Genomic DNA, 23,750 nt, shown 5'->3' on the forward strand with positions numbered 1-23,750 from the left:
GCCGGCCGCCGGGCCTTCGCCGTCCGCCGGGCCTCCCCGTCCGCCGGGCCTTCGCCGTGCACGGGCCGGAGCGGGTGGCTGCGCACCCGTCCGGGTGCGCGCGCCGTGCCGGCCGGGTGACACCGACGCGGTCGGCCGGGCCGCGGGAGGGCACGGCGGCGAGCGGCACCGGCCGGTCCGGCGGCCCGGCCACGCCCAAAGCCCTGGACAGTGTTAGAAAGGGCTCATGACCGGACGTTTTGGTCGACAACCGACCGGGAGGGGTTCGCGCATGTCCGCGCGCCTGTCCCGGGGGGCCCACAGCGTCGCCGGTCAGGTCTTCGCCCTGCAGGCGGTCATCGTGGTGCTGCTCATCAGCGCCGCCGCGCTGGCCCTGGTGTTCCAGGCCCGTTACGACAGCCAGCGTGACGCCCGCAACCGCTCGCTCGCCGCCGCCGAGGCCTTCGCGCACGCCCCCGGCCTCCCGGAGGCGCTGATGTCGCGGGATCCCACGGCCGCGCTCCAGCCGCTGGCCGAGGCCGCCCGCAGGGCCTCCGGCCTCGACTTCATCGCGGTGATGGACATCCGGGGGGTCCGCTACACCGACTCGCGGCCCGAGCTGATCGGCCAGCGGGCCTCGGACGTCTCCCGGGCCGTCGCCGGGGAGTCCTTCACGGAGGTCTTCGAGGGCCAGCCGAGCGACGCCGTTCGCGCCGTGGTACCCGTGCGCGACGCGGAGGGCACCGTCATCGGCCTGGTCGGCACCGGGATAGAGGTGAAGAACGTCTCCGACGCGGTGGAGGGGCAGCTCCCCCTCCTCGTCGGCGCCACGGCGACCGGTCTGCTGCTCGGCACCGCCGGAGCCGCCCTGGTCAGCCGGCGGCTCCTGCACCAGACCCGGGGGCTGGGCGCCGCCGAGATGACCCGGATGAACGAACACCACGAGGCCGTTCTGCACGCCGTGCGCGAGGGCGTGCTCATCATCGGCAACGACAAGCGGCTCATCCTGGCCAACGACGAGGCCCGCAGACTCCTCGACCTGCCGCAGGACGCCGAGGAGCGCGCTGTCGGCGACCTCGGTCTCGACCCCCGCACCACCGAGCTCCTCGCCTCCGGCCGTGTCGTGACCGACCACGTGCACCTGGCGGGCGACCGGCTGCTCGCCGTCAACGTCCGGCCCACGGTGGCGTACGCGGGACGGCCCGCCGGCCGTGTGGTGACCCTGCGCGACACCACCGAGCTCGCCTCGCTCTCCGGCCGGGCCGAGGTCGCGCGCAGCCGCCTCCAGCTGCTCTACGACGCGGGCGTGCGGATCGGGACCACGCTGGACGTGGCGCGCACCGCCGAGGAGCTGTCGGAGGTGGCCGTACCGCGCTTCGCCGACTTCGTGACGGTGGAGCTGCTGGAGCCCGTGCTGCGCGGTGACGAGCCCTCCGTGGGCGGCGTGTACACCGAGATGCGCCGGGCGGCGATCTCGGGCGTGCGGGCCGACTCGCCGCTCCAGCCGGTGGGCGACCTCATCCGGTTCGAAGTGCCGACGGCGCCGATGGCCGCGGCCCTGGCCGCCGGGCACGCGGTGCTCGCGGCCGACCTGAACGCCGCCATGGGCTGGCGGGCCCAGGACTCCCAGGGCACCCGCGCGGCCCTCGATTACGGCCTGCACTCGCTGATCTCCGTACCCCTCCAGGCCCGCGGGGTGGTCCTGGGCATGGCCAACTTCTGGCGCGCCGACACCCCGGAGCCCTTCGACGAGGAGGACCTGTCCTTCGCGGAGGAGCTGGGTGCGCGGGCGGCCGTCTCCATCGACAACGCCCGCCGGTTCACCCGCGAGCACGCGATGGCCGTGACCCTCCAGCGCAGCCTCCTGCCCCGGGTGCTGCCCGACCAGAGCGCCGTGGACGTGGCCTACCGCTACCTGCCGGCGACGGCCGGGGTGGGGGGCGACTGGTTCGACGTGATCCAGCTTCCCGGGGCCCGCGTGGCGCTGGTCGTGGGCGACGTCGTCGGGCACGGGGTGCACGCCGCGGCCACCATGGGCCGGCTGCGGACCGCGGTGCACAACTTCTCCACCCTGGACCTGCCGCCCGACGAACTGCTCGGCCACCTGGACGAGCTGATCAACCGGATCGACCAGGACGAGGCCGGGGGCGGGGGCCCGGACGGCGGGGACGGCGACGGGACGGGCGGGGACGGCGCCGGGGCGGACGGCGACGGCGCGGGCGGCGACGGCGCGGGCGGGGACGGCGCCGGGCCCGACGGGGTGTCCGGGCATGCTTCCGCCATCACCGGCGCCACCTGCCTCTACGCGATCTACGACCCGGTCTCCGGACGGTGCCGGATGGCGAGCGCCGGGCACCCCGGGCCCGCGCTGGTCCGCCCCGGCGGCCGGGTGGAGTTCCCCGAGCTGCCGACCGGGCTGCCGCTCGGCGTGGGCGGTATGCCCTTCGAGGCGGTCGAGTTCCAGCTGCCCGAGGGGAGCCGGCTCGCGCTGTTCACGGACGGCCTGGTGGAAGACCGCGACCGCGACTTCGACACCGGTCTGCGCCTGCTCGCCGACGCGCTGTCGCGGCCCGGCCGCAGCCCCGACCAGGCGGCGTCGGACGTGCTCACGACGATGCTGTTCCCGGTCCCGAGCGACGACATCGCACTGCTGATCGCGGACACCCGGCGGCTGGAGGCGGACCGGATCGCCGAATGGGAGGTGCCCGGCGAGCACGCGGCCGTGTCCCGGGTGCGCAACGCCGGCTCGGCGCAGCTCGTCGAGTGGGGCCTCGGGGACATCGCCTTCGCCGCCGAGCTGATCCTCAGCGAGCTGGTCACCAACGCGATCCGCTACGGGAGCGCCCCTGTCGGGGTCCGCCTGCTGCGCGACCGGAGCCTGATCTGCGAGGTCTCCGACGGCAGCAGCACCTCCCCGCACCTGCGGTACGCGGCGACCACCGACGAGGGAGGGCGCGGGCTGTTCCTCGTCGCGCAGTACGCCGAACGCTGGGGCACCCGCTACACGGACCGCGGGAAGGTCATCTGGGCCGAGCTGCCGCTGACCGGCGGCGCGGAGCCGCAGCCGCCGGAGCCGCTGGACCTGGACTCGCTGGAGGACCTGGCCTGGTGACGCGGCGGGCCGCCGGGCGGCCTCCCCGGGCCGTGGCCGGCGTACGGGTCACAGCGGCCGGGAGCGGGCCAGCAGCATCGCCACGTCGTCCTGCTGGGCGCACGGGAGCAGCCGCCGCAGGATCTGGTCGCACAGCCCCTCCAGGGGCTGCTCCACCCCGTGCAGGGCCTCTCCCAGCTGTTCCATGCCCTGGTCGAGGTCGCGGTCGCGGGCCTCGATGAGTCCGTCGGTGTAGAGGACGAGCAGGCTGCCCGGGGGCAGGTGCACCTCCTCGGTGCGGAAGTCCCGTCCGCCGGCGCCCAGGGGGGTCCCCGGCGGGCCGTGGAGGAAGGACACGGCCCCGTCGGTGGCGACGACGGCGGGCGGCGGGTGGCCGGCGCGGGCGATCACGCAGGTGCCCGATGCCGCGTGGTGGACGGCGTACACGCAGGTCGCCATCTCGTCCTCGCCGAGGTCCGCGACGACGGCGTCGAGGGAGCGGAGCAGCTGTGCGGGGGGTACGCCGTGGCGCGCGAGGGTGCGTACGGCCGTGCGCAGCTGGCCCATGACGGCCGCCGCGTGGATGCCGTGGCCCATGACGTCCCCGATGACCAGGCCGGTCCGGCCGCCGGGCAGCGGGATGGCGTCGAACCAGTCCCCGCCGACGTCGTGGTCGCTGGCGGGCAGGTAGCGGCCGGTGAGTTCGAGGCCGGGGACCTCGGGCAGGACGCTGTTGGTGAGGCTCCGCTGGAGGGTCAGGGCGGCCTGGCGCTGGCGGGTGTACATGCGGGCGTTGTCGATGTTGAGGGCCGCCCGGGCGACGAGCTCGTCGACCAGGACGCAGTCCTGCTCGTCGAAGGGCTCGCGCTCGCGCGTCCGGGTGACGGTGACGGCTCCCAGGACGGTGCCGCGGGCGACGAGCGGGACCAGGCGGGCAGAGCCCAGGGTGGCCAGGTAGGCCCGCAGGGCGTCGGCGCGCGGGGAGGTGATCAGGGCCGGGATGTCGGAGACGTAGAGGTTCATGGGCCGGCCCTCGGTGATGACCTGCTCGTAGACGGTGCCCGCGGGGATCTGGAAGGTCTGGCCGGCGGTGAGTTTCGCGGTGGGTGCGCCCGGGTCGGGGAAGTGTGCCGCCAGGCGGCGCAGGACCCCGCGGGTGGAGGCCGCGGGGGCCGCGCCCTCGTCGGGGCCGAGGACGGATTCGAGGAGCTGGACGTCGGCGGAGTCCGAGAACTGCGGTACCAGCAGGTCCACGATCTCCTGGGCGGTCTGGCGCAGGTCCAGGGTCGTGCCGATGCGGGTGCCCGCTTCCGCGAGCAGGGCGAAGCGGTTGCGGGCCAGTTCGGCCTCGGCCTGGGCCTGCTGGCTCTCGGTGATGTCGATGAGGGAGGCGATCAGGCCGAGGGGCCGTCCGGAGCCGTCCAGGAGCGGGGCGTAGGAGCAGGACCAGGTCCGGTCGTGGTCGGGGTCGGCGGGGGTCCGCCCGGTGCGGCGGACGTCGACGACGGCGGTGCCGCGGTCGAGGACCTGCCGCATCGTCGCCTCCAGGGCGGCCGCGTTGACGCCGGGGACCACTTCGGTGAGCCGTTTGCCGAGGTGCTCGGCGGCGGAGACGCCGTTCATCCGGGCGAGCGCGTCGTTGACCCTGAGGAAGCGCAGGTCGGGGCCGAGGGTGGCCAGGCCGATGGGCGACTGGGTGAACAGGCTCTGCAGGGCGGCGAGGGAGTCGCGCATGTGGAGGACCTCGGAGGTTTCCACGGCGATGAGCAGGGCGCCGGTCCGTCCGTCGGCGTCGACGGCGGGGACGATCCACATCTCCATCACGACGCGGTGCCCGTCGCGGTGGCGCACGGGCAGGGTGCCCACGACGGTCTCGCCCGCCTGGACGCGGCGGGTCAGCTGGTCGGCGAGCTGATGGTTGGCCTCGGGGACCAGTACGGAGGTTCCGGGGCGGCCGATGATGTCCTCGGGGCGGTGCCCGAGCAGGTCCTGGGCGGCGAGGGACCACTCCGCGATGCGCCCGTCGGCGTCCTCGCGCCACAGGGCGATCGGCAGCAGTTCGCGGAGTACGCCCGCGTAGCCGACAACCGCCGCCGGCGGGTCCGGCACCTCGCTCGTCGACTGGTACGTGTCCACACCGACCTCACCCCGGGGGCCTGATTCCTACCGATTCACCCTATCCGAGGCGTCGGCGCCGGGCTCTGTGTCCGCCGCGAGGGCGGGTAGGACCACTACCTCCGCGGGGGCGGCGGGAAACCCGGTGGCGGGGCCGTCCGGTGGCTGGCGGCGAAGCGCATCCCCCGGCCGCTCGGCCGTCACGGGCGGAGCGGTACCGGACAACCCGTCAGGGGTGCGCCAGCAGCTCCTGGGCGCCGCCGCTGATGACCGCGGTCACCGGGATCCCCGCACGGTCGATCAGGCCCGCCGCGACGGCCGCCCGGCGGCCGCTGCCGCACACCACCCAGATCTCCCGGTCCCGGGGCAGTTCGCCGATCCTGCGGGGCAGTTCGGCCAGGGGCACGGCGAGGGAGCCGGGGATGCCGCCCTCGGGGCGGTCCGGGCGGACGTCGAGCACCCGTCTGCCGTCGAGGTGCCCGGCCAGCTCGGCCGCGTCCGCGGTGCGGAAGCTGCGCAGGGGCCGGCCGGCGGCGGCCCAGGCGTCGACGCCTCCCGCCAGGTATCCGGCGATGTCGTCGTATCCGATCCGCAGGAGCTGGACCGCCGCCTCGCGGGCGGCTTCCTCGGCGGGTTCCGGCAGGACGAGGACCAGGCGCGTCCCGAAGGGCACGACCTCGCCGACCAGGCTCGCGAAGCGCTCGTCGAGCTCGTCGCAGATCGAGTCGGGCAGGTGGCCGGCGGCGAAGGCCGCCCGGTCGCGCCCGTCGACGATCTGCGCGCCGCCGCCGGCGAGCCCCTCCACCATGTTCGGGGTGAGCGGGCGCAGGGCGGGCGGGCCGCCGAGGATCCGCGGCCCGTGCCGGTTGACGGGCGCCATGTGGCGGTAGTAGGCGGGGTACGGGGGCAGGCCCGACATCCGTCCCCGGACGAACTCCTCCTCGTCCTGGGCGGTCAGCACGGGGTTGGTGCGCCGCTCCGCGCCGACCGTGCTGGTCCGCTCCCCCGACACCGGTCCGGCCGCGCAGGAGCTGCCCGCGCCGTGCGTCGGCAGCACGCGGGTGCCGTCCGGGAGCAGGGCGAGCCGGCGCAGCGTCCGGTACTGGGCCCGGGCGAGTTCCTCCGTACGGCCGCTGCCGGACAGGTCGGTGCGGCCGGCGTTGCCGACGAGGAGGCTGCCTCCGGTGAAGACGGCCGTAGGGGCGGTTCCCGCGTCGTCGAAGACGAGGTAGGAGGTGTGTTCGGCGGTGTGTCCGGGGGTTTCCACGGCCCGTACGGTCGCGTCGCCGACGCGGATCTCGTCGTCCTCCGCCAAGGGCAGGTGGTCGAAGGCGTAGGGGGCGCGAGCCGGGCCGGCGACGGTGGCGCCGGTCGCCGCGCGGACCTCCAGCGCGCCGGAGACGTAGTCGTTGTGCACGTGGGTCTCCAGGACGTAGCGGATCCTGACCCCCTTGGCGGTACAGGAGTCGGTCAGCCCCCAGACGTCGCGCTGCGGGTCGACGAGGGCGGCCTCGTCGCCGCTGACGAGCAGGTAGCTGGTGTCCCCGAGCGACGGGGTGGCGATGACCTCGATCGTCGCCTCGGAACCGTTCATACGACCACCACCTCCACGGAGGCCACGGGGTTGCAGCCGTAGCCACGGGCGTTCCACGGGGCCTGCGGCGGCTGTGCGTCGCCGCGGGCGTCGGTCGCGCGGGCCAGCAGCCGGTACGGTCCCGGCTGCTGCGGGGTCCACCGGTAGGACCAGCCGCTCCAGGCGTACGGGCCGGCCGGTGGTTCGAGGACGGCTTCGCGCCAGCCCCGGACGTGGTCCGGGTCGCGGCCGTCGTCCTCGTGCTCGGCCCGTACCTCGACCCTGCGCACGGGCACCCCGTCGCCCGACCAGGCGCGGCCGCGGACCAGGGTCTCGTGGCCGCGCCGCAGGTCCTCGTCGGGTGCGGGCTCGGTGATGAGCGACTTGACGCGCAGGGTTGTCACGGGTCCTTCGGGGGTGCCGCGCGGGGTGACGTAGAGGTATTCCTCGGCCTGGAAAACCCCGGTGAAGGGGGCGGTCACGGCCCGCGCCCCGACCAGCCATTTCACGTCCGCGACGGCGTACCGGCCGGGGACCACCAGGCGGACCGGGGCTCCGTGCTCGGGGGTGAGGGGCTCGCCGTTCATGCGGGTGGCGAGGAGGGTGTCGGGGTGGCGGGCCACGCTGAGGGGGAGGCTGCGTTCGAAGGGCGTCCGGCGGCCGCGCACGGTGCCGGAGTCGGCTCCGGTGAAGACGATTTCGACGGCCTCCGGGTCGATTCCCGCGCGGTCCGCGAGGAGGCGGAAGGGCACGCCCGCGAAATGCGCGCAGCCCACCGCCCGCTGGCCCCAGGGCAGGCCGGGCGGGGTCGGGCGCATCAGGCCGCGGCCGTTGCCGGCGCATTCCACGACGACGTCGAGCTCGCGGTGTTCCAGTGCGAGCAGTTCGTCGCGGCCGATGGAGAAGGCGCCGGCCACGGCGCCGCCCACGTGGAGCCGCCACCGGTCGGGGTCGGTCGGCGGGATGCCGAAGTGGTCGCGTACGAAGAAGGCCGCGGCCGGGGTGAGGGGCTCGGCCAGCGCGGCCGACGGGGTCTGTGCGTTGTACGGGTCGGCGGTGACCGTCTCGGGTGCCCAGACGGTGGCGCCGGGCCCGCGGGCGACCCGGGAATCGGGCGCTGCGGTCATGGCCACACCTCCCGTCGGCCTCACGCGGAGCGACGCGAATTTCTTCCAGCCTACGTCCCGAAAACTCTTGACTCAGGACGAATAGGGAGGAAACTCACTATTACACCGGATCACCGGAGAGAGCCGCACCTCCCCCAGGAGACGTCCTGAGGCCCGAGTGACTTCGATCCAGGCTCTGGCCAGGCCCCCGGCAGCACCTGTCGGCCACGGGAGCCATCGGCGACGGCGGATGGCTCATGGCACCGAAGGACTGCCGGGGACTGTCGTGTTCAGGGGCGGCCGGGTCCTGTCTCGGGCTCAGGCGAGTTCGCGCAGGCGGGGCGCGTCGGCCGTGTCCAGGACCGCCGCGATTCCCCGGGCCAGGCACGGGATCCGGTGGGCCGGGATGCCCGCGATGTTGATCCGCCCCGAGGTCGTCCCGTAGATGGCGTACTGCCTGCGCAGCCGCAGCATCTGGTTCGGGGTCAGCGGCAGCATCGAGAACATGCCCTTCTGCCGGGCCAGCGAGCGGGCCTGCTCCGCGCAGCCGAGATTGCCCAGGTGGGCGGTCAGGTCCGCCCGGTTGGCCATGATCCGGCCGCGCATCACGTCCAGCTCGGCCCGCCAGGAGGCGCGCAGCCCCGCGTCCTGGAGGATCGCGGTCACGACGGCGGCGCCGTGCTCGGGCGGCATGGAGTACAGGGTGCGGGCGGCGTTCTGCAGGGCCGTCTCGGCGTGCCGCACGGCCCGGGCCGAGGCGCCGAGCACGATGGCGCAGCCGACGCGGTCGCTGTAGAGGCCGAAGTTCTTCGAGCAGCTCACGGCGATCAGCATCTCGGGCACCCGGGAGGCCAGCATCCGCGTGGCCAGCAGGTCGGCCTCCAGGCCGTCGCCGAGTCCGTGGTAGGCGAGGTCGACGAAGGGCACCCAGCCGCCGCGCAGGGCCGACTCGGCCAGCGCCTCCCAGTCGTCCAGCAGGGGGTCGACGCCCGTGGGGTTGTGGCAGCACCCCTGGAGCAGGACGACGTCGTCGCGCCCCGCGTCCGCCAGCTCCCGCAGCACTCCGGCCGTGTCGAAGCCGCCCGCGGCGTCCCGCCAGCCGTAGGTGCGGACCTTGAGTCCGGCGGCCTCCAGGATGGGCCGGTGGTTGACGTAGGCCGGGTCGCTGATCCACACCGTGGCCCCGGGGCGGGTGCGGAAGACCAGGTCGGCGAGCAGCCGCAGCGCGCCGGAGCCGGCGACGGTCTGGACGGCGGCGGCCCGCTCCGCGGGCCCGTCCGGCCCCAGCACCAGGTCCAGCAGGCACTGGTTGAAGGCGGCGTTGCCGGAGAGCCCGCGGTACTCCTTGGACTCGGAGCGCTGCGCCAGCCGGATCTCGGCCTCGCGGACGGCGGCCATGACCGGGGTGGTGCCGCTCTGGTCCCGGTAGACGCCGAGGACGAGGTTGAGGCGTTCGGGGCGCTCGTCGCCGCCGAACTCGTACGTCAGGTCCCACAGCGGGTCGGTGGGCGGCGTGGGGAGGAGCTCAAGCATCTGCGGGGACCTCGGGTCGGGGGCGGCGGTTGGCGAGGACGACGCCGGCGGTGATCAGGGGGACGCCGGCGAGGACGGCGGCGGTCGGTGATTCGCCGAGCAGGGGGATCGCGAGCAGGACCACGGCGACGGGGCTGAGGCTGCCGACGACGGAGCTGCGTTCGGCGCCGAGGCGGCGGATGGCGAAGGCGTACAGCAGGCCGGCGCACAGCCCCACTCCGAGGCCCTGCACGACGAGGAAGAGGGCGATGTCGGCGCCCGCGGCGTGTGCGATCCCGGTGGGCAGGACACCGGTGAGGACGAGCAGTCCGACGATCGCGAACGAGGGCAGGCACAGCAGGCCGATGGAGCCGATCGGATCGAGGTCCACCTCGCGCAGCCCCACGGTGTAGAGGGCCCACAGGCCGCTGGCGACCAGGAGGATGCCGGAGCCGGCCAGGACGTCGGTGTCCACGGGGACGACGTAGCGCCAGACGAGGGCGACGACGCCGGCCGCGATCAGGACGAGGCCGACGGCCTGCGTGCCCCTGGGTACGCCGTGACCGCGGCGGATCATGATCAGGGAGACGAAGAGCGGGACCATGCCGGGGACGATGGAGCCGACGAAGGCCGCGGAGGTCAGGGCTCCGCCGTGCATCGCGGCCAGGAAGAAGGGCACCCCGGCACCGCAGACGATCTTCAGCGCGGGGCCGGGCCGCACCGCGGCGATGGCGCGCCTGCGGCGCCACAGGGCGGGGAGGAGGACGACGAGGGGGAGGCCGAACCGCAGCAGGGCCGCGTCGGCGGGCAGCAGCGAGGACTGGCTCAGGGCGCGGGCGCTGAGCGCGAACGCCGCCCAGATCGACACCGTCACCAGCAGTGCCAGCATGCCCTGGGCCTGGGGGGAGAGCCCGCGCCGGCCGGGGTGTCCGGCGCGCGGGCCCGCCGCATCGGGAGGCAGGGTCGCCCGGGTGGTGTGCGTCGCGACCAAGGAATCCACTCCAGCCTCAGGATCACGGGCCGGTCCGGTCCGTTCGAGGGCAACGGTAGGGCTTCGGCCGGGGCAGCCGATTGCCAGTTCTGCCGCTCGGACATACGTTTGGGGCAGAATCTGCCAAGGAGTGGCCGTGGACGCAGTCGATCTGCAGATCATCCGGGAGTTGCAGACGGACGGGCGCCTTTCCAACCAGGAACTGGCCGACCGGGTCCGGCTGTCCCCGTCGCCCTGCCTGCGCCGGGTCCGGCGGCTGGAGGAGGCGGGCCTGATCCGCGGCTACACGGCCATGGTCGACCAGGTCGCCTACGGGCTGCCGGTGACCGTCTTCGTCCGGATCCGCCTGGAGCGGCACACGGCGCAGGCCGTGCGGCTCTTCGAGGAGCACGTGGCGGGGATCGAGCACATCCAGGACTGCTACCTGATGGCGGGGAGCAGCGACTATCTGCTCCGGGTCGTCATCGAGGACCTTGAGGCGTACGAGGCCCTGGTGCGCCACCGGATCCACGCCATCCCCGGGATCGCCTCGATCGAGTCGAGCTTCGCCTACGGCAGCGTGAAGCAGTCCCGGACCTACCCGAAGCCGGCGCCGGGCGCCTCCCGCCGCCCGCGCTGACCACGCCCGACCCGGCGAGCCCCGCCGGCCTCCTGCGCGACGCGACGCGCGGGCTCCTACCGGGCCGCGGCGACCGCGGCCGCGAAGGCGGCGTGGGCGGCTTCGTCGAAGAGGACGAACCGCACCTCCTGCACCTCGGTGCGGGCGGCCCGGACGGTGTGCACCGCGATCCGCGCCCCGTCGTCCATGGGCCAGCCGTAGACGCCGGTGGAGATGGCCGGGAAGGCGACCGTACGGGCGCCCAGCTCGTCGGCGACGCGCAGCGACTCGCGGTAGCAGGAGGCGAGCAGCTCCGACCGGTCCTCCTCGCGCGACCAGACGGGGCCCACCGTGTGGATGACGTGCTCGGCGGCCAGCCGGCCGGCGGTGGTGGCCACGGCCCGGCCCGTCGGCAGGCCCTTGCCGTAGTGCCCGCGGCGCAGGTCCTCGCAGGCCGCGAGGATCTCCGGGCCGCCCTTGCGGTGGATGGCGCCGTCGACCCCGCCGCCGCCGAGCAGCGAGGAGTTCGCGGCGTTGACGATGGCGTCGGCCCGCTCGGCGGTGATGTCGCCGCGGACCAGGGTGATGCGGACCATGGCGGTCCTTTCGCGGGTCGGGGGGCCGGGGGGCCTCGTCGGTCGGGCGGATCAGGGAGCCCCGCCTGCCCGGCAGGACACCCCTGGGGCGGGCGTGCGGCCTCAGCCGGCCTGGCGCAGGTGGCGCCAGACCGCCTTGGCGGCGTTGTGACCGGACATTCCGTGGACGCCCGGCCCCGGCGGGGTCGCGGAGGAACAGAGGAAGACCGCCGGGTGGGCCGTCGTGTACGGGGAGAGGCTGAGCCTGGGGCGCAGCAGGAGCTGGAGGCCCGAGGCGGCTCCGCAGGCGATGTCGCCGCCGACGTAGTTGGGGTTGCGGGCGGCGAGCTGGGGCGGGCCGGCGGTGGCCCGGGCCAGGACCAGGTCGCGGAAGCCCGGCGCGAAGCGCTCCAGTTGGCGCTCGACGGCCTCGGTGAGGTCGCCGTCCCAGCCCGTGGGGACGTGCCCGTACGCCCAGAAGACGTGCTTGCCCTCGGGGGCCCTGCCGGGGTCGGCCAGGCTGGGCTGCGCCGTGATGAGGAACGGCGTGCGGGGGGCCCGGCCGCCCGAGGCGAGCTGCAGGGCGGCGTCGATGTCGCGCGTGCGCGGGCCGATCTGGACGGTTCCGGCGCGGCGCGGCTCCTCGGCCGTCCACGGGACCGGGCCGTCCAGCGCGTAGTCGATCTTGAATACGGAGGCGCCGTACCGGTAGCCGTCGTAGACGCGCCCCAGGCGGGCGATCCGGGCCAGCGCGGTCGGCGAGGTGTCGAAGACGTAGGCGCGGGCGGGCGGGAGGTCATCGAGCCGCTTGACCTCGAAGTCCGTGTGGATGGACCCGCCGAGGTCGCGGAGGTAGGAGGCGAGGGCGTCGGAGACGGACTGGGAGCCGCCGCGGGCCATCGGCCAGCCGCCCGCGTGGGCGGCGAGGGCGAAGACCAGGCCGACGGCGCCGGTCCCGATTCCGCCGAGCGGTGCGATGACGTGGGCCACCAGCCCCGCGAACAGCGCCCGCGCCCGTTCGTCCTGGAAGCGGCGCAGCAGCCAGGTCGAGGGCGGCAGGCCGGCGAGCCCGAAGCGGGCGAGGGTCAGCGGGTCGCGGGGCAGCGCGGTGTTCGGCAGGGACATGAAGTCCCGGGCCAGGGTGTCCCATCGGCCGAGGAACGGCCCGACCAGGCGCCGGTAGGCTCCGGCGTCACGCGGCCCGAAGGACGCCGCCGTCTCCGCGACCGAGCGCGACAGGACGGCGGCCGTTCCGTCGTCGAAGGGGTGCGCCATGGGCAGCGGGGCGTGCAGCCATTCCAGCCCGTACCGCTTCAGCGGCATCGTGGCGAACACCGGTGATCCGGCGCCGAGCGGGTGCACCGCCGAGCAGGGGTCGTGCCGGAAGCCGGGGAGGGTGAGCTCCTCGGTCCGGGCTCCGCCGCCGACCGTGTCGGCGGCTTCGAAGACGGCCACCGAGAAGCCGCGCCGGGCCAGTTCGACGGCGGCCGTCAGCCCGTTCGGCCCCGCCCCCACCACGACCACATCGAAAATCGACGGCACTTGCGACTCCTTCGTTTCCGGCGGCGGCGCCTGCACCCCCAGGATATGGCGAGGTGTACGCGCTGCCGGACCCCTTATCGGCCCCGGAGCAGTTCCCGGACGCGTACGACGGTGGCCTCGTCCCGCCCGACGGCGAACGGCAGGGCGTTGTCGCGGTCCACCCGGAAGGGGACCCCGTCGACGGTGCTCTGCGCGCCGCCGGCTTCGGCGACCAGCAGCAGCCCGGCCGCGTGGTCCCAGGCCGAGGGCCAGGTGAAAGCGAGGGCGTCCACCTCCCCGCGGGCCACCTTCAGGTACTCCAGGCCGGCCGAACCGCAGGGCCTGGCCGCGACTCCGGGCACGTCCAGCCGGGCCAGGGTGCGCTTGTTCTCGTCGGTGGTGTAGAGCGGGTGGGCGATGGCGACCCGCAGGTCGGCGCCGGGTTCGGGCGAACCGCTGTGGATCACCTGCCCGTTGACGTACGCGCCCTGCCCCCGTACGGCGGTCGCGAGCTCCTCCAGTGCCGGGGCGAAGGTCCAGGAGGCGAGGATCTCGCCGCGCTGTGCCAGGGCGACCAGGGTGCAGAAGGCCGGGTCGCCGCCCACGAACTGGCGGGTCCCGTCGACGGGGTCGACGATCCACACCGGGGCGTCCGCGCGCAGGGCGTCGTACACGGTGGGGTCGGCGTGGACGGCTTCCTCGCCGACCACGACCGAGCCGGGCAGCAGTCGCGTCAGGGAGGCCGTGAGGTGTTCCTCGGCCCTGCGGTCGGCGACGGTCACCAGGTCGTGGGGGCCGCTCTTCTCGACGACCTCGTGCTCGGCGAGTTGCCTGAATCTCGGCATGATCTCGACCGCCGCCGCCTTGCGGACGGCCTCTTCCACATCGGGCAGGCCCTGGGCCAGGAACTCATCGATCATGCCTCCAGCAAAGCACGCCCGGCCGACAAACCCCACCGCCGGTACCGGACACGGACGCGGACACCGGGTGACCTCCGGGTGAACCCGCCGCCGCGGCCGCCGCCCCGGCCGGCCCCGGAGCCGCTGCGGCGACGGCCGCGGGCGGGGTGGGGTGAGGAGCGGCGTGCCCGACGGGGGAGCAGGGGCCGGCGGCTCGGCCTGGGCCTGCGCGGCTGCGGGAAGGCCTGCCCCCTGCCGGCCGGCCCGGGCCGTGGCGGCCGGGCCGGCGGGGCGGGTCAGGTGTTCAGGGCGGGGATGATCTGCGTGCCGTAGGCGTCGATCGTGGACTCCTTCGCGTCGTGCATGTCGTAGACCGCGAACTGGTCGACGCCCAGGTCGCGCAGGGCGCGGAGCTTGTCGATGTGTGCCTCGGCCGGGCCCAGCAGGCAGAAGCGGTCGACGATCTCGTCGGGGACGAAGTCGGTGGACGGGTTCCCGGCCCGCCCGTGGTGGCTGTAGTCGTAGCCCTGGCGGGCCTTGATGTACTCGGTGAGTTCCTCCGGGACCATGCTGGAGTGCTCTCCGTAGCGGGAGACCAGGTCGGCGACGTGGTTGCCGACCATGCCGCCGAACCAGCGGCACTGGTCCCGGGCGTGGGCCAGGGCTCCGGCCGAGTCGTCGGCCGTGACGTAGGCGGGGGCCGCCACGCAGATGGTGATGGCGGCCGGGTCCCGGCCGGCCTCGGTGGCGGCCTCGCGGACCGCGTGGATCATCCATTCGGTGAGGAAGGGGTCGGCGAGCTGGAGGATGAACCCGTCGGCCTTCTGCCCGGCCAGGGCCAGCGCCTTCGGGCCGTACGCGGCCATCCAGACGGGGAGTCTGCCGTCCTTGATCCAGGGGATGCGGATCGGGTTGCCGTCGACGGACGCCTCGCGTCCCTCGGCGAGGTCGCGGATGACGTCCATGGCCTCGCCGAGCCGGGCCAGGGTGTTGGGCGCCCGGCCGGCGACGCGCATCGCGGAGTCGCCGCGGCCGATCCCGCACACGGTGCGGTTGCCGTACATGTCGTTGAGGGTGGCGAAGGTGGAGGCGGTGACCTCCCAGGTGCGGGTGCCCGGGTTGGTGACCATCGGGCCGACGTGCAGTTTCTGCGTGTTGGCGAGGATCTGGCTGTAGATGACGAAGGGTTCCTGCCACAGCACGGCGGAGTCGAAGGTCCAGCCGTAGCGGAAGCCGTTGCGCTCGGCGCGCTTCATGAGGCTGATGACCTGGGAGGCGGGCGGGTCTGTCTGCAGGACGAGGCCGAAGTCCATCGGGCGGCTCCTTGACGCTCTTTACAGGTACTGGCAGGTGGAGCGGTGGACGAAGGCCCCGTGGCCGGCCCGGCCGGTGTACTCCCGCCGGTCGACGACCAGTTCGCCGCGCGAGAGCACGGTGTCGACGCGTCCGGTGATCCGCTTGCCCTCGTACGCCGAGTAGTCCACGTTCATGTGGTGCGTCTCGGCGGAGATGACCTGCTCGGCGTGCGGATCGTAGAGGACGATGTCGGCGTCGGCCCCGGGTGCGATGGTTCCCTTCTTCGGGTAGAGGCCGAACATCCGGGCGGGCGTGGCGCAGGCGATCTCGATCCACCGGCGGCGGCTGATGTGGCCGTCGACCACGGCCTGGTGCAGGAGGTCCATGCGGTTCTCCACACCGGGCAGCCCGTTGGGGATCTTCGAGAAGTCTCCGCGGCCGAGCTCCTTCTGGCCCCGGAAGCAGAAGGGGCAGTGGTCGGTGGAGACGACCTGGAGGTCGTTCGTGCGCAGCCCCCGCCACAGCGCCGCCTGGTGTTCGCGGGGCCGCAGCGGGGTGGAGCAGACGTACTTGGCGCCCTGGAAGTCCGGCTCCGCGAGGTTGTCCGTGGACAGGAACAGGTACTGCGGGCAGGTCTCCCCGAACACCGGGAGTCCCTTGTCGCGGGCGGCCGCGAGCTCCGCGACCGCTTCCTCCGCCGAGACGTGGACCACGTACAGGGGGGATCCCGCGACCCGGGCGAGCTGGATGGCGCGGTGGGTGGCCTCCGCCTCCAGGAGCACCTTGCGGACCTCGCCGTGGTGGCGGGGGTCGGTCTCGCCGCGGGCCAGGGCCTGTTCGACGAGGACGTCGATGGCGATGCCGTTCTCGGCGTGCATCATGATCAGCCCGCCGTTGGAGGCGCCGCGCTGCATCGCGCGCAGGATCTGCCCGTCGTCGCTGTAGAAGACGCCCGGGTAGGCCATGAACAGCTTGAAGGAGGTGACGCCCTCCCCCACCAGCAGGTCCATCTCCTTCAGGGTGCCCTCGTTGACGTCCGAGAGGATCATGTGGAAGGCGTAGTCGACGGCGCAGTTGCCGTCGGCCTTGGCGTACCAGGTGTCGAGCCCTTCGCGCAGGGAGTGGCCCACGCTCTGCACGGCGAAGTCGACGATGGTGGTGGTGCCGCCCCAGGCGGCGGCTCTGGTGCCCGTCTCGAAGGTGTCCGAGGCGGAGGTCCCGCCGAAGGGGAGCTCCATGTGGGTGTGCGCGTCGACGCCGCCCGGGATGACGTACTTCCCGGTGGCGTCGATCGTGCGTTCGGCGGTCCAGGCGCCGGCGGCCGCGGAGCCGTGCGCGGCCAGCGCCGCCACGCGGCCGTCCTCGATCAGGACGTCCGCGTGGAGTTCGTCGGCGGCGGTGACGACCAGGCCGCCGGTGATCAGAGTGCGGTTGCTCATGGGAGGTTCCCCCTACTCCACGCTGCGCAGTGCCTGTTCGAGGATCTCGGCGCCCTCTTCCGCCTCGGCGACGGTGAGGGAGAGAGGCGGCGCGATGCGCAGCACGCTGGTGTTGTGGCCGCCGCCCTTGCCGAGCAGCAGGCCGCCTTCGCGGGCGGCCTCCAGGACGGCGGAGGCGGCGTCGGGATCGGCCTCGTCGGTGCCGGGCCTGGTCAGTTCGATGCCGGCCATCAGTCCCCGGCCGCGGACCTCCCGTACGGCGGGCACGGCGGCGGCGATGCCGCGCAGCCGCTCCAGGAGCAGGCCGCCGACGCGGCGGGCGTTGCCCTGGAGGTCGTGTTCCAGGAGGTAGCCGAGGTTGGCGACGCCGGCGGCCATGGTGACGGGGGAACCGCCGAAGGTGGAGATGGACTGGGAGTCCAGGCAGTTCATCACCTCGGCGCGGGCCACGACACCGCCGATGGACATGCCGTTGCCGATGCCCTTGGCGAAGGTGAGGATGTCCGGCGGGCCGTTCTGGGCGTGGGCCTGCCAGCCCCAGAAGTGGTCGCCGGTGCGGCCCCAGCCGGTCTGCACCTCGTCGCTGATCCACAGGATGCCGTGCCGGTCGAGGACCTCGCGGAAGGCGCCGTACAGGCCGTCGGGCGGGGAGGTGAAGCCGCCGACGCCCTGGATCGGCTCCGCGATGAGGGCGGCCACTCCCCCGCGGGCCTGGCCCAGGACGTCGTCGAGGTCCGCGACGGCCGCGGCGGTGAAGGCGGTGTCGTCGAGGTGGGCGAAGGGGCCCCGGGTACGGACCGCGCCGTGGACGTAGTACGTCTGCAGCGGGGACAGGCTGGTCGGGGACCAGCCGCGGTTGCCGGTGATGGAGACGGTGGAGAAGGACCGGCCGTGGTAGCTGTTGCGCATCGCCAGGATCTGGTTGGAGCGGCGGTACGTCGTCGCCAGCAGCAGGGCGGTGTCGTTGGCCTCGGTGCCGGAGGTGGTGAAGAAGACGCGGGCGTCGGGGATGCCGGACAGGGCGGCGATCCGCTCGGCCAGCTCGATCATCGGCCGGTTGAGGTACAGCGTGGAGGAGTGGATGATCCGTCCGGCCTGCTCGGAGACGGCCTTGGTGACCTCGGGCAGGGCGTGGGCGGTCATGGTGGTGAGGATGCCGCCGAAGAAGTCGAGGTAGCGGTTGCCGTCGGCGTCCCAGACGTGGCGTCCCTCACCGTGGGTGAGCTCGATGGGGTTCTTGTAGTAGAGCGCGAGCCAGTCGGGCAGCACGGTGCGGTGGCGGTTGTGGAGCGGGGTCGGGTCGGTCACGGCTGTACGAGCCCTCCGTAGGCGTCGGGGCGGCGGTCGCGGTAGAAGGCCCACTGGTCGCGGACCTCCTTGATCAGGTCGAAGTCGAGGTCGCGGACGAGGAGTTCCTCTTCCTTGTCACTGGCGACGTCCCCGACGAACTGCCCTCGCGGGTCGACGAAGTAGCTCGTGCCGTAGAAGTCGTTGTCGCCGTACTCCTCCCGGCCGATGCGGTTGATCGCGGCGACGAAGTACTCGTTGGCGACGGCCGCGGCGGGCTGTTCCAGCTGCCAGAGGTGGGCGGAGAGGCCGCGGTGGGTGGCGGACGGGTTGTAGACGAGCTGCGCGCCGGCCAGGCCGAGCTGGCGCCAGCCCTCGGGGAAGTGGCGGTCGTAGCAGATGTAGACGCCGACCCTGCCGACGGCGGTGTCGAAGACGGGCCAGCCGAGGTTGCCCGGGCGGAAGTAGTACTTCTCCCAGAAGCCCTTGACCTGCGGAATGTGGTGCTTGCGGTACTTGCCGAGGTAGGTGCCGTCGGCGTCGATGACGGCGGCGGTGTTGTAGTAGAAGCCCTCGCTCTCCAGCTCGAAGACCGGGACGACGACGACCATGCCGGTCTCGCGGGCGAGGTCCTGCATGCGGCGGACGGTCGGGCCGTCGGGGACGGCCTCGGCCCAGCGGTAGTGCTCGGGCTCCTGGACCTGGCAGAAGTAGGGGGCGTTGAACACTTCCTGGAAACCGATGATCTTCGCGCCCTCGGCGGCGGCCCGGCGGGCGTGGTCCTCGTGCTTGGCGATCATCGATTCGGTGTCTCCGGTCCAGGTGGCCTGGACCAGCGCGGCGCGGACGACTTGGGCCATGAGCTGCTCCTTGCGACGGGAACGCCGGTTCTACGCACGTAGACGGAGTGCGTAGGGAGTAGAACGTAGGCCTCGTCACAGCGTGGGGCAAGACCGCCGTGCACGGTTGGAGTAGTCGATCACGTTACGTCGCGTCGTGGTCGTTTGCGGTCAGCGGGCGGGGCTTTGACGACATGAACCGGGGCTGTCCGCAAGGCGGCAGGGGAATCGGCCGCCTCGCGGACGTCTCCTAGGGGGCGACGATGCCGGCCACGCGCAGGGCGTGGAGGAGGTCGCGGTGGCGGGCGCCGGGGAGTAGACCGGCGGCGTGGAGCAGGCGCGGGGCGAGCCACCGAGGGTCGTGCCGGGCCAGGGCGGCGGCCTCCTCGGCGGTGCGGACCCGTACGAAGGCCCCGAGCAGGGCGTCGGCCTCGCGGTTGCGGCCGGCCGCGCCGAGCGCGAGGGCCGCGTCCGCGACCTCGGCGGAGGGGCGGGCGACACCCTGGCGCAGCAGGGCGTCGCGGTCGGCCTCCCGGCCGGCGTCGCCGAGGGCGGCGGCCGCCGCGGCGAGTTGTTCGGGCGGCAGCGAGGCCGCCTCCCACAGCAGGGTGGTCCAGTCGGCCGCGAGGCCGGCGCGGGCCAGTTCGGCGGCCAGCTCGGGCAGCTGCCCGGCGGGCCAGGCCGCGGCCTGGCACAGGAGGGCGTGCGCCTCGCCGGTACGGCCCTGCGCGCGCAGCGTGAGCAGCTCGGCGGCGACGGCCCGCGGCCTGCCGGCCGGCTGCGCGGGGGCGGGCGCTGTCTCCGCCGCGGTCGCCCGCTCGGGCCGCGGCTCCGGCTCGGGCTGCGGCTCGGGCTCGGGTCGGCCGAACCGGGCGCCGCGCGGTACGGAACGTCCTTGCGGACTCCCCGGCCCGCCGGCGGCCTCGGCGTCCGGGTGGCCCGGCGGCGGGGTGAAGACCTGGGCCTGGGCAGCCGCCGCCCCGGCGTACCGGGCGCCCCCGGCCCGCCGTGCCCCGCGCAGCCACCGCCCCTCGGCCCGCCCGACGGGCGGCAGCGCCGCCGACTCCGCCGCTGCCTCGTCGCCCCCTCCCCCCGGGGCCGGGGCCGCGGGGTGCGGCACGGCGGCGGGCTCCGCGGGCGCACCCCCACCCGGCACCGACGCCCGCCAGGCCCCCGCGCCCGCACCGTCCGGGGCCTGCGGCCGGGCGCCCGGCGAGGCGGCGGGCTCCGCGGACGCACCTCCACCCGGCACCGACGCCCGCCAGGCCCCCGCGCCCGCACCGTCCGGGACCTGCGGCCCGGCGTGCGGCGAGGCGGCGGGATCCGCGGTGGCACCCCCACCCGGCACTGACACGCGCCAGGCCCCCGCGCCCGCACCGTCCGGGGCCTGCGGCCGGGCGTGCGGCATCGCGGGCGCAATGTTTCCCGGCGCTGACGCGCGCCAGGCCCCCGCGCCCGGAGCGCCGGCGTCGGGGCCCGCCGCCGGCGCAGGTCGGGGTTCCGTTCGGGTCGCGGGCCGGGGCGGGTGGGGGGATCCCTGGTGGCGGGCGGTCGGCGAGGGGGTGGTCTCCAGGGCGGCCAGTCGGGCCGCCAGGTCTTCGTGGCGGGCCGCGGCGCGGGCCATGTCGTCCTGGGTCCAGGACAGTTCGCGGGTCAGGGCGTCGGTCTCGGCCCGGTCGGCGCTCCCGCCGAGGCGGGCGGTCAGGCTCCGCAGGGCGGCCTCCGACCCGGCACGCTGGGCGGCGGCCGCCGCGAGCAGGGTCCGCAGTTCCTCCTCACCCCCCGGCAGCCGGTCCCACACGGTGACGGCCGCCGCCCGCAGCCGCGCCGCGTATACGGTCTCCCGCGCCGCGAGCTCCGCGCCGGCCGCCCCCGCCAGGTCCCTCAGCAGCGACTCCATCACGTCCCACGGGGGTATCGCCGCCCCGTCCAGACAGGCCCGCATGCCCTCCGGATCCCGGCGCAGGAACTCCCCGTACCAGCCTGCCCCGGCATCCAGCCTCTGCGTCAATCCCCGCAAGTATCCGGAGAGTTGACTGATCGCCAGTGAAGTCGCGGTCTCCATGACCGCATTGGACCCCACCCGTGTTACGGGCGGGCTACGGGAGTCTCAAAGCTTGACGGCGATCGCGGTGTGCGGCCGCTTCCCCCGCCGCACCAGAGCGGCGGGCACGTCCACCGCCCAGAACTGCCAGGTGTACTTGCGCGACATGAGCTTGCGCACGCGGCGCAGGCCTTCCTCGTCGAGCAGCCGGGCCTGCCCCTCGACCACGGTCGCGCCTTCCTCGAGACGCCCGCGCACGTCGCACGCGGCGACGGTGACCCGCCCGTCGTTGCGGATGCGCTTGACCTTCCACGAGTCGCTGCGCGTCCACACGTACAGCTCACCCCCGTCGGCGACCGCCCACACCGGCGTCGCCACGGGCGTGCCGTCCTTGCGGAAGGTGGTGAGGCTGACGTACCGCGCGCTGCCGAGCTCCTGGAGACCCATACCCGGACCCTAGCGCGGACGGCCGGCGGCCCGGCCCACCACCCGCTACTTCGGCATCAGGACGGTGTCGACGAGGTAGACGGTGGCGTTGGCGGTCTCCACCTCGCCGCAGACCACGTTGGAGGTGCCGTTGACCTTGTACTCCTCCCCCAGGCCGTCCGTGGTCAGCTCCCCCTTCTGCAGCGTCTCGAAGGTGCCGCTCTCCAGTTGCCTCGGCGTGAGCTTCTGGCCGACGACGTGGTAGGTGAGGATCTTGGTCAGCGTCGCCTTGTCGGCGAGGACCTTGTCGAGGTCGGCCTTCGGGATCTTCGCGAAGGCGTCGTCGGTGGGGGCGAAGACGGTGATGTCCTTGGCGTTGTTGAGGGTGTCGACGAGGCCGGCCTTCTTGACCGCGGCGACCAGTGTGGACAGGGCCGGGTTGTTGGAGGCGGCGGTGGCGACCGGGTCCTTGGCCATGCCTTCGAAGGAGCCCGCTCCCTGCTTGGGCACGCCGGCGCAGGCCGGGCCGAAGGGTCCTTCGGCGGTCACGGCGCCGTCGGCGGCCGCCGGGGTGTCGGCCGCCCGGTCCTGGGCGGACCCGGCGGCGGGGGCGGCGCCGGCGTCGCCGCCGGAGTCGGAGCAGGCCGCGAGCGAGAAGGGCAGGACGGCGGCCGCGGCCACCGCGATCGCGGTACGGCGGATGCGGGTGGCGGTGCGGGTGTTGTTCATGATCGGCTGCTCCTTGCACTGGGGTGATCGGATGCAGGGCACGGCGGCCAAGCCGCTGTGCCTTGTGGCGGCGGGCCGAGGCGGGCCGGAGGGGGCCCGGAGGGACGGGCCTGCCCGAGGCGGCGGCGGGAGCGGAGAGACGGCGGGTGCCCGGCGGCGGCGGGAGCGGAGGGACCGCCTGCCCGGGGCGGTGGCGACGAGCGGCGGACGCGGTCGGGCGAGGGTGGTGCGGAAGGTACTCACACCTCGGATTCGGTGTGGTCCGCCCGGCGGATGGGTGCTCACCCCGCCGGATGAGAGCGGGGTGTCACCACTCAGCGGCCGTACGGCCCGCCCGGCTCCACCGCTCCCGTCCGTTCCCGCCCGTCCGCTTCGCGTACGGGACCCGGCCGGTCGTCCGGCAGTGCGCACGCCGCCAGCAGCAGCCCTCCGGCGAGGAGGGCGCCGACGGCTGCGCATCCGAGTCGTTCGGCTGCGTTCGTGGCTGACACGCCTTCACGCCTGCCCCGTGCGCGGCAAGTCCCACCCCGGATTGGGCCGTTCGGCCCCGGCTGCCGCCCGAACGGCACCGCGCGGGGCCCCGCGGCGCGACGGCGCGCGTCCCGGCGGGCGGGGCGGCGGCCCCGGCGGCCCGGGCCTCAGGCGGGTACGGCCGCGCAGCGCCTGAGCACGTCGTCGAGCGAGAGCCCGAGCGCCTCGGCGAGCGCGGCGACGGTGAAGAAGGCGGGGGTGGGCGCCCGACCGGTCTCGATCTTGCGCAGGGTTTCGGCGGAGAGCCCGGCCCCGGCCGCGACCTCGACCATGCTGCGGGTGCCACGGGCCTCGCGCAGCAGGGCGCCCAGACGCTCGCCGCGCTCGCGCTCTTCGGGGGTGAGAGGGGTACGGACCATGAGCCCATCCTACCCGGACGGCCAATAAGTATCCCGTTACAGTTATACCGGTATAGTTATTGGAATGGTGGAACTGAAGACAGCACCCGAGATCGAGAAGATGCGCGCCGCGGGCCGGGTCGTCGCCCGCGCCCTGGCCGCCGTACGGAAGGCCGCGCACGTCGGAGTGGCCCTGTCGGACCTGGACCGGGTGGCCCGCGAGGTGCTCCGCGGGGCCGGGGCGACCTCGCCCTTCCTCGGCTACCGGCCGAGCTTCGCACCCGCGCCCTTCCCCGCGGTGGTGTGCGCCTCCGTCAACGACGCGATCGTGCACGGCATCCCCGACGGCTACCGGCTGTCCGACGGCGACCTCGTCAGCATCGACTGCGGGGCGAAGCTCGGCGGCTGGGCCGGGGACGCGGCGGTCAGCTTCACCGTGGGCCGCGCCCGCCCCGAGGACCTGCGGCTGATCGGGACGTCCGAGGCGGCCCTCGCGGCCGGCATCGCCGCCGCCGTACCCGGCAACAGGATCGGGGACATCGCCCACGCCGTCGGCACGGTCTGCCGGTCCGCCGGATACGGCGTCCCCGACGGCTTCGGCGGCCACGGCATCGGGCGCAGCATGCACGAGGACCCGGGCGTGCCCAACGAGGGCCCGCCGGGGCGCGGGATGAAGCTGCGCCCCGGCATGGTCCTCGCCATCGAGCCGATGCTGATCGCGGGCGGTACGGACGACTACCGGTGCGACGGCGACGGCTGGACCCTGCGCACCGTCGACGGCAGCCGCGCCGCCCACTCGGAGCACACGGTCGCGATCACCGCACGCGGCCCGCGGATCCTCACCGCGCCGTGACCGCCGTC

The 23,750-nt window shown here is 74.3% G+C and carries 20 protein-coding genes; 3 read left to right on the top strand and 17 right to left on the bottom strand.

Annotation, left to right across the window (positions count from 1 at the left end):
• The first annotated feature begins 271 nt into the window (after window positions 1–271).
• Window positions 272–3,091, top strand: a complete 2,820-nt coding sequence (locus AVW11_RS12530) for a SpoIIE family protein phosphatase (protein WP_063898478.1) — start codon at window positions 272–274, stop codon at window positions 3,089–3,091.
• 48 nt (window positions 3,092–3,139) lie between these two features.
• Here the strand turns inward: AVW11_RS12530 and AVW11_RS12535 are convergent, their stop codons facing one another.
• The 5 genes from AVW11_RS12535 to AVW11_RS12555 form a co-directional block, all read right to left on the bottom strand.
• Entirely contained in the window at window positions 3,140–5,206 is a 2,067-nt protein-coding gene (locus AVW11_RS12535; RefSeq protein WP_060177720.1) for a SpoIIE family protein phosphatase, read from the bottom strand.
• 208 nt (window positions 5,207–5,414) lie between these two features.
• Entirely contained in the window at window positions 5,415–6,779 is a 1,365-nt protein-coding gene (locus AVW11_RS12540) for an MBL fold metallo-hydrolase (RefSeq protein WP_076044017.1), read from the bottom strand.
• The gene (locus AVW11_RS12545) at window positions 6,776–7,885 is read right to left on the bottom strand and encodes a sulfite oxidase (RefSeq protein ID WP_076044018.1); all 1,110 of its coding nucleotides are present in this window, start codon (window positions 7,883–7,885) and stop codon (window positions 6,776–6,778) included. Before AVW11_RS12545 ends, AVW11_RS12540 begins: the two co-directional genes overlap by 4 nt.
• 297 nt (window positions 7,886–8,182) lie before the next feature.
• Complete coding sequence (locus AVW11_RS12550) at window positions 8,183–9,397, bottom strand: amino acid aminotransferase (protein ID WP_060177717.1); 1,215 nt, start codon at window positions 9,395–9,397, stop codon at window positions 8,183–8,185.
• Window positions 9,390–10,367, bottom strand: a complete 978-nt coding sequence (locus tag AVW11_RS12555) for a DMT family transporter (RefSeq protein ID WP_240528166.1) — start codon at window positions 10,365–10,367, stop codon at window positions 9,390–9,392. The genes AVW11_RS12550 and AVW11_RS12555 overlap by 8 nt, the downstream gene beginning before the upstream one ends.
• 136 nt (window positions 10,368–10,503) lie before the next feature.
• Between AVW11_RS12555 and AVW11_RS12560 the strand changes: the two genes are divergently transcribed.
• Window positions 10,504–10,986: an Lrp/AsnC family transcriptional regulator gene (locus tag AVW11_RS12560; RefSeq protein ID WP_037834552.1), complete on the top strand. Its 483-nt coding sequence runs from the start codon at window positions 10,504–10,506 to the stop codon at window positions 10,984–10,986.
• Between the two features lie 56 nt (window positions 10,987–11,042).
• Here AVW11_RS12560 and AVW11_RS12565 read toward each other — a convergent pair whose 3' ends face one another.
• The 12 genes from AVW11_RS12565 to AVW11_RS12615 form a co-directional block, all read right to left on the bottom strand.
• Complete coding sequence (locus AVW11_RS12565) at window positions 11,043–11,561, bottom strand: O-acetyl-ADP-ribose deacetylase (protein ID WP_076044019.1); 519 nt, start codon at window positions 11,559–11,561, stop codon at window positions 11,043–11,045.
• A gap of 102 nt (window positions 11,562–11,663) precedes the next feature.
• Window positions 11,664–13,082: a phytoene desaturase family protein gene (locus AVW11_RS12570; RefSeq protein ID WP_076044020.1), complete on the bottom strand. Its 1,419-nt coding sequence runs from the start codon at window positions 13,080–13,082 to the stop codon at window positions 11,664–11,666.
• Between the two features lie 74 nt (window positions 13,083–13,156).
• The gene (locus AVW11_RS12575; RefSeq protein WP_076044021.1) at window positions 13,157–13,981 is read right to left on the bottom strand and encodes an inositol monophosphatase family protein; all 825 of its coding nucleotides are present in this window, start codon (window positions 13,979–13,981) and stop codon (window positions 13,157–13,159) included.
• A gap of 275 nt (window positions 13,982–14,256) precedes the next feature.
• Window positions 14,257–15,273, bottom strand: a complete 1,017-nt coding sequence (locus tag AVW11_RS12580; protein ID WP_076044022.1) for a TIGR03842 family LLM class F420-dependent oxidoreductase — start codon at window positions 15,271–15,273, stop codon at window positions 14,257–14,259.
• 21 nt (window positions 15,274–15,294) lie between these two features.
• The gene (gene hydA, locus AVW11_RS12585) at window positions 15,295–16,695 is read right to left on the bottom strand and encodes a dihydropyrimidinase (protein ID WP_030855109.1); all 1,401 of its coding nucleotides are present in this window, start codon (window positions 16,693–16,695) and stop codon (window positions 15,295–15,297) included.
• A gap of 12 nt (window positions 16,696–16,707) precedes the next feature.
• Window positions 16,708–18,003 carry an aspartate aminotransferase family protein gene (locus AVW11_RS12590; protein WP_076044023.1) on the bottom strand — a complete coding sequence of 432 codons (1,296 nt, stop codon included), beginning with the start codon at window positions 18,001–18,003 and terminating at the stop codon, window positions 16,708–16,710.
• A complete protein-coding gene (locus AVW11_RS12595) occupies window positions 18,000–18,842 on the bottom strand; it encodes a nitrilase-related carbon-nitrogen hydrolase (RefSeq protein WP_076044024.1) in 843 nt (280 codons plus the stop codon). The genes AVW11_RS12590 and AVW11_RS12595 overlap by 4 nt, the downstream gene beginning before the upstream one ends.
• A gap of 229 nt (window positions 18,843–19,071) precedes the next feature.
• Window positions 19,072–20,832 (bottom strand): hypothetical protein, encoded by a 1,761-nt coding sequence (locus AVW11_RS37370; protein WP_158076126.1) that lies wholly within the window; start codon window positions 20,830–20,832, stop codon window positions 19,072–19,074.
• 99 nt (window positions 20,833–20,931) lie between these two features.
• On the bottom strand, window positions 20,932–21,312 hold the full coding sequence (locus AVW11_RS12605) for a PPOX class F420-dependent oxidoreductase (RefSeq protein ID WP_030855118.1): 381 nt from the start codon (window positions 21,310–21,312) through the stop codon (window positions 20,932–20,934).
• A 45-nt stretch (window positions 21,313–21,357) separates the two neighbouring features.
• The gene (locus tag AVW11_RS12610) at window positions 21,358–22,020 is read right to left on the bottom strand and encodes a fasciclin domain-containing protein (RefSeq protein WP_060177710.1); all 663 of its coding nucleotides are present in this window, start codon (window positions 22,018–22,020) and stop codon (window positions 21,358–21,360) included.
• A gap of 314 nt (window positions 22,021–22,334) precedes the next feature.
• Window positions 22,335–22,511 carry a hypothetical protein gene (locus tag AVW11_RS37375; protein WP_158076127.1) on the bottom strand — a complete coding sequence of 59 codons (177 nt, stop codon included), beginning with the start codon at window positions 22,509–22,511 and terminating at the stop codon, window positions 22,335–22,337.
• A gap of 147 nt (window positions 22,512–22,658) precedes the next feature.
• Window positions 22,659–22,910: a helix-turn-helix domain-containing protein gene (locus tag AVW11_RS12615; RefSeq protein WP_030855121.1), complete on the bottom strand. Its 252-nt coding sequence runs from the start codon at window positions 22,908–22,910 to the stop codon at window positions 22,659–22,661.
• Between the two features lie 64 nt (window positions 22,911–22,974).
• Here AVW11_RS12615 and map point away from each other — a divergent pair, with 64 nt between their 5' ends.
• Window positions 22,975–23,742, top strand: a complete 768-nt coding sequence (gene map, locus AVW11_RS12620) for a type I methionyl aminopeptidase (RefSeq protein ID WP_060177709.1) — start codon at window positions 22,975–22,977, stop codon at window positions 23,740–23,742.
• Window positions 23,743–23,750 lie beyond the last annotated feature (8 nt).

This window comes from Streptomyces amritsarensis (assembly GCF_001953875.1).
Classification (GTDB): Bacteria; Actinomycetota; Actinomycetes; order Streptomycetales; family Streptomycetaceae; genus Streptomyces; species Streptomyces amritsarensis.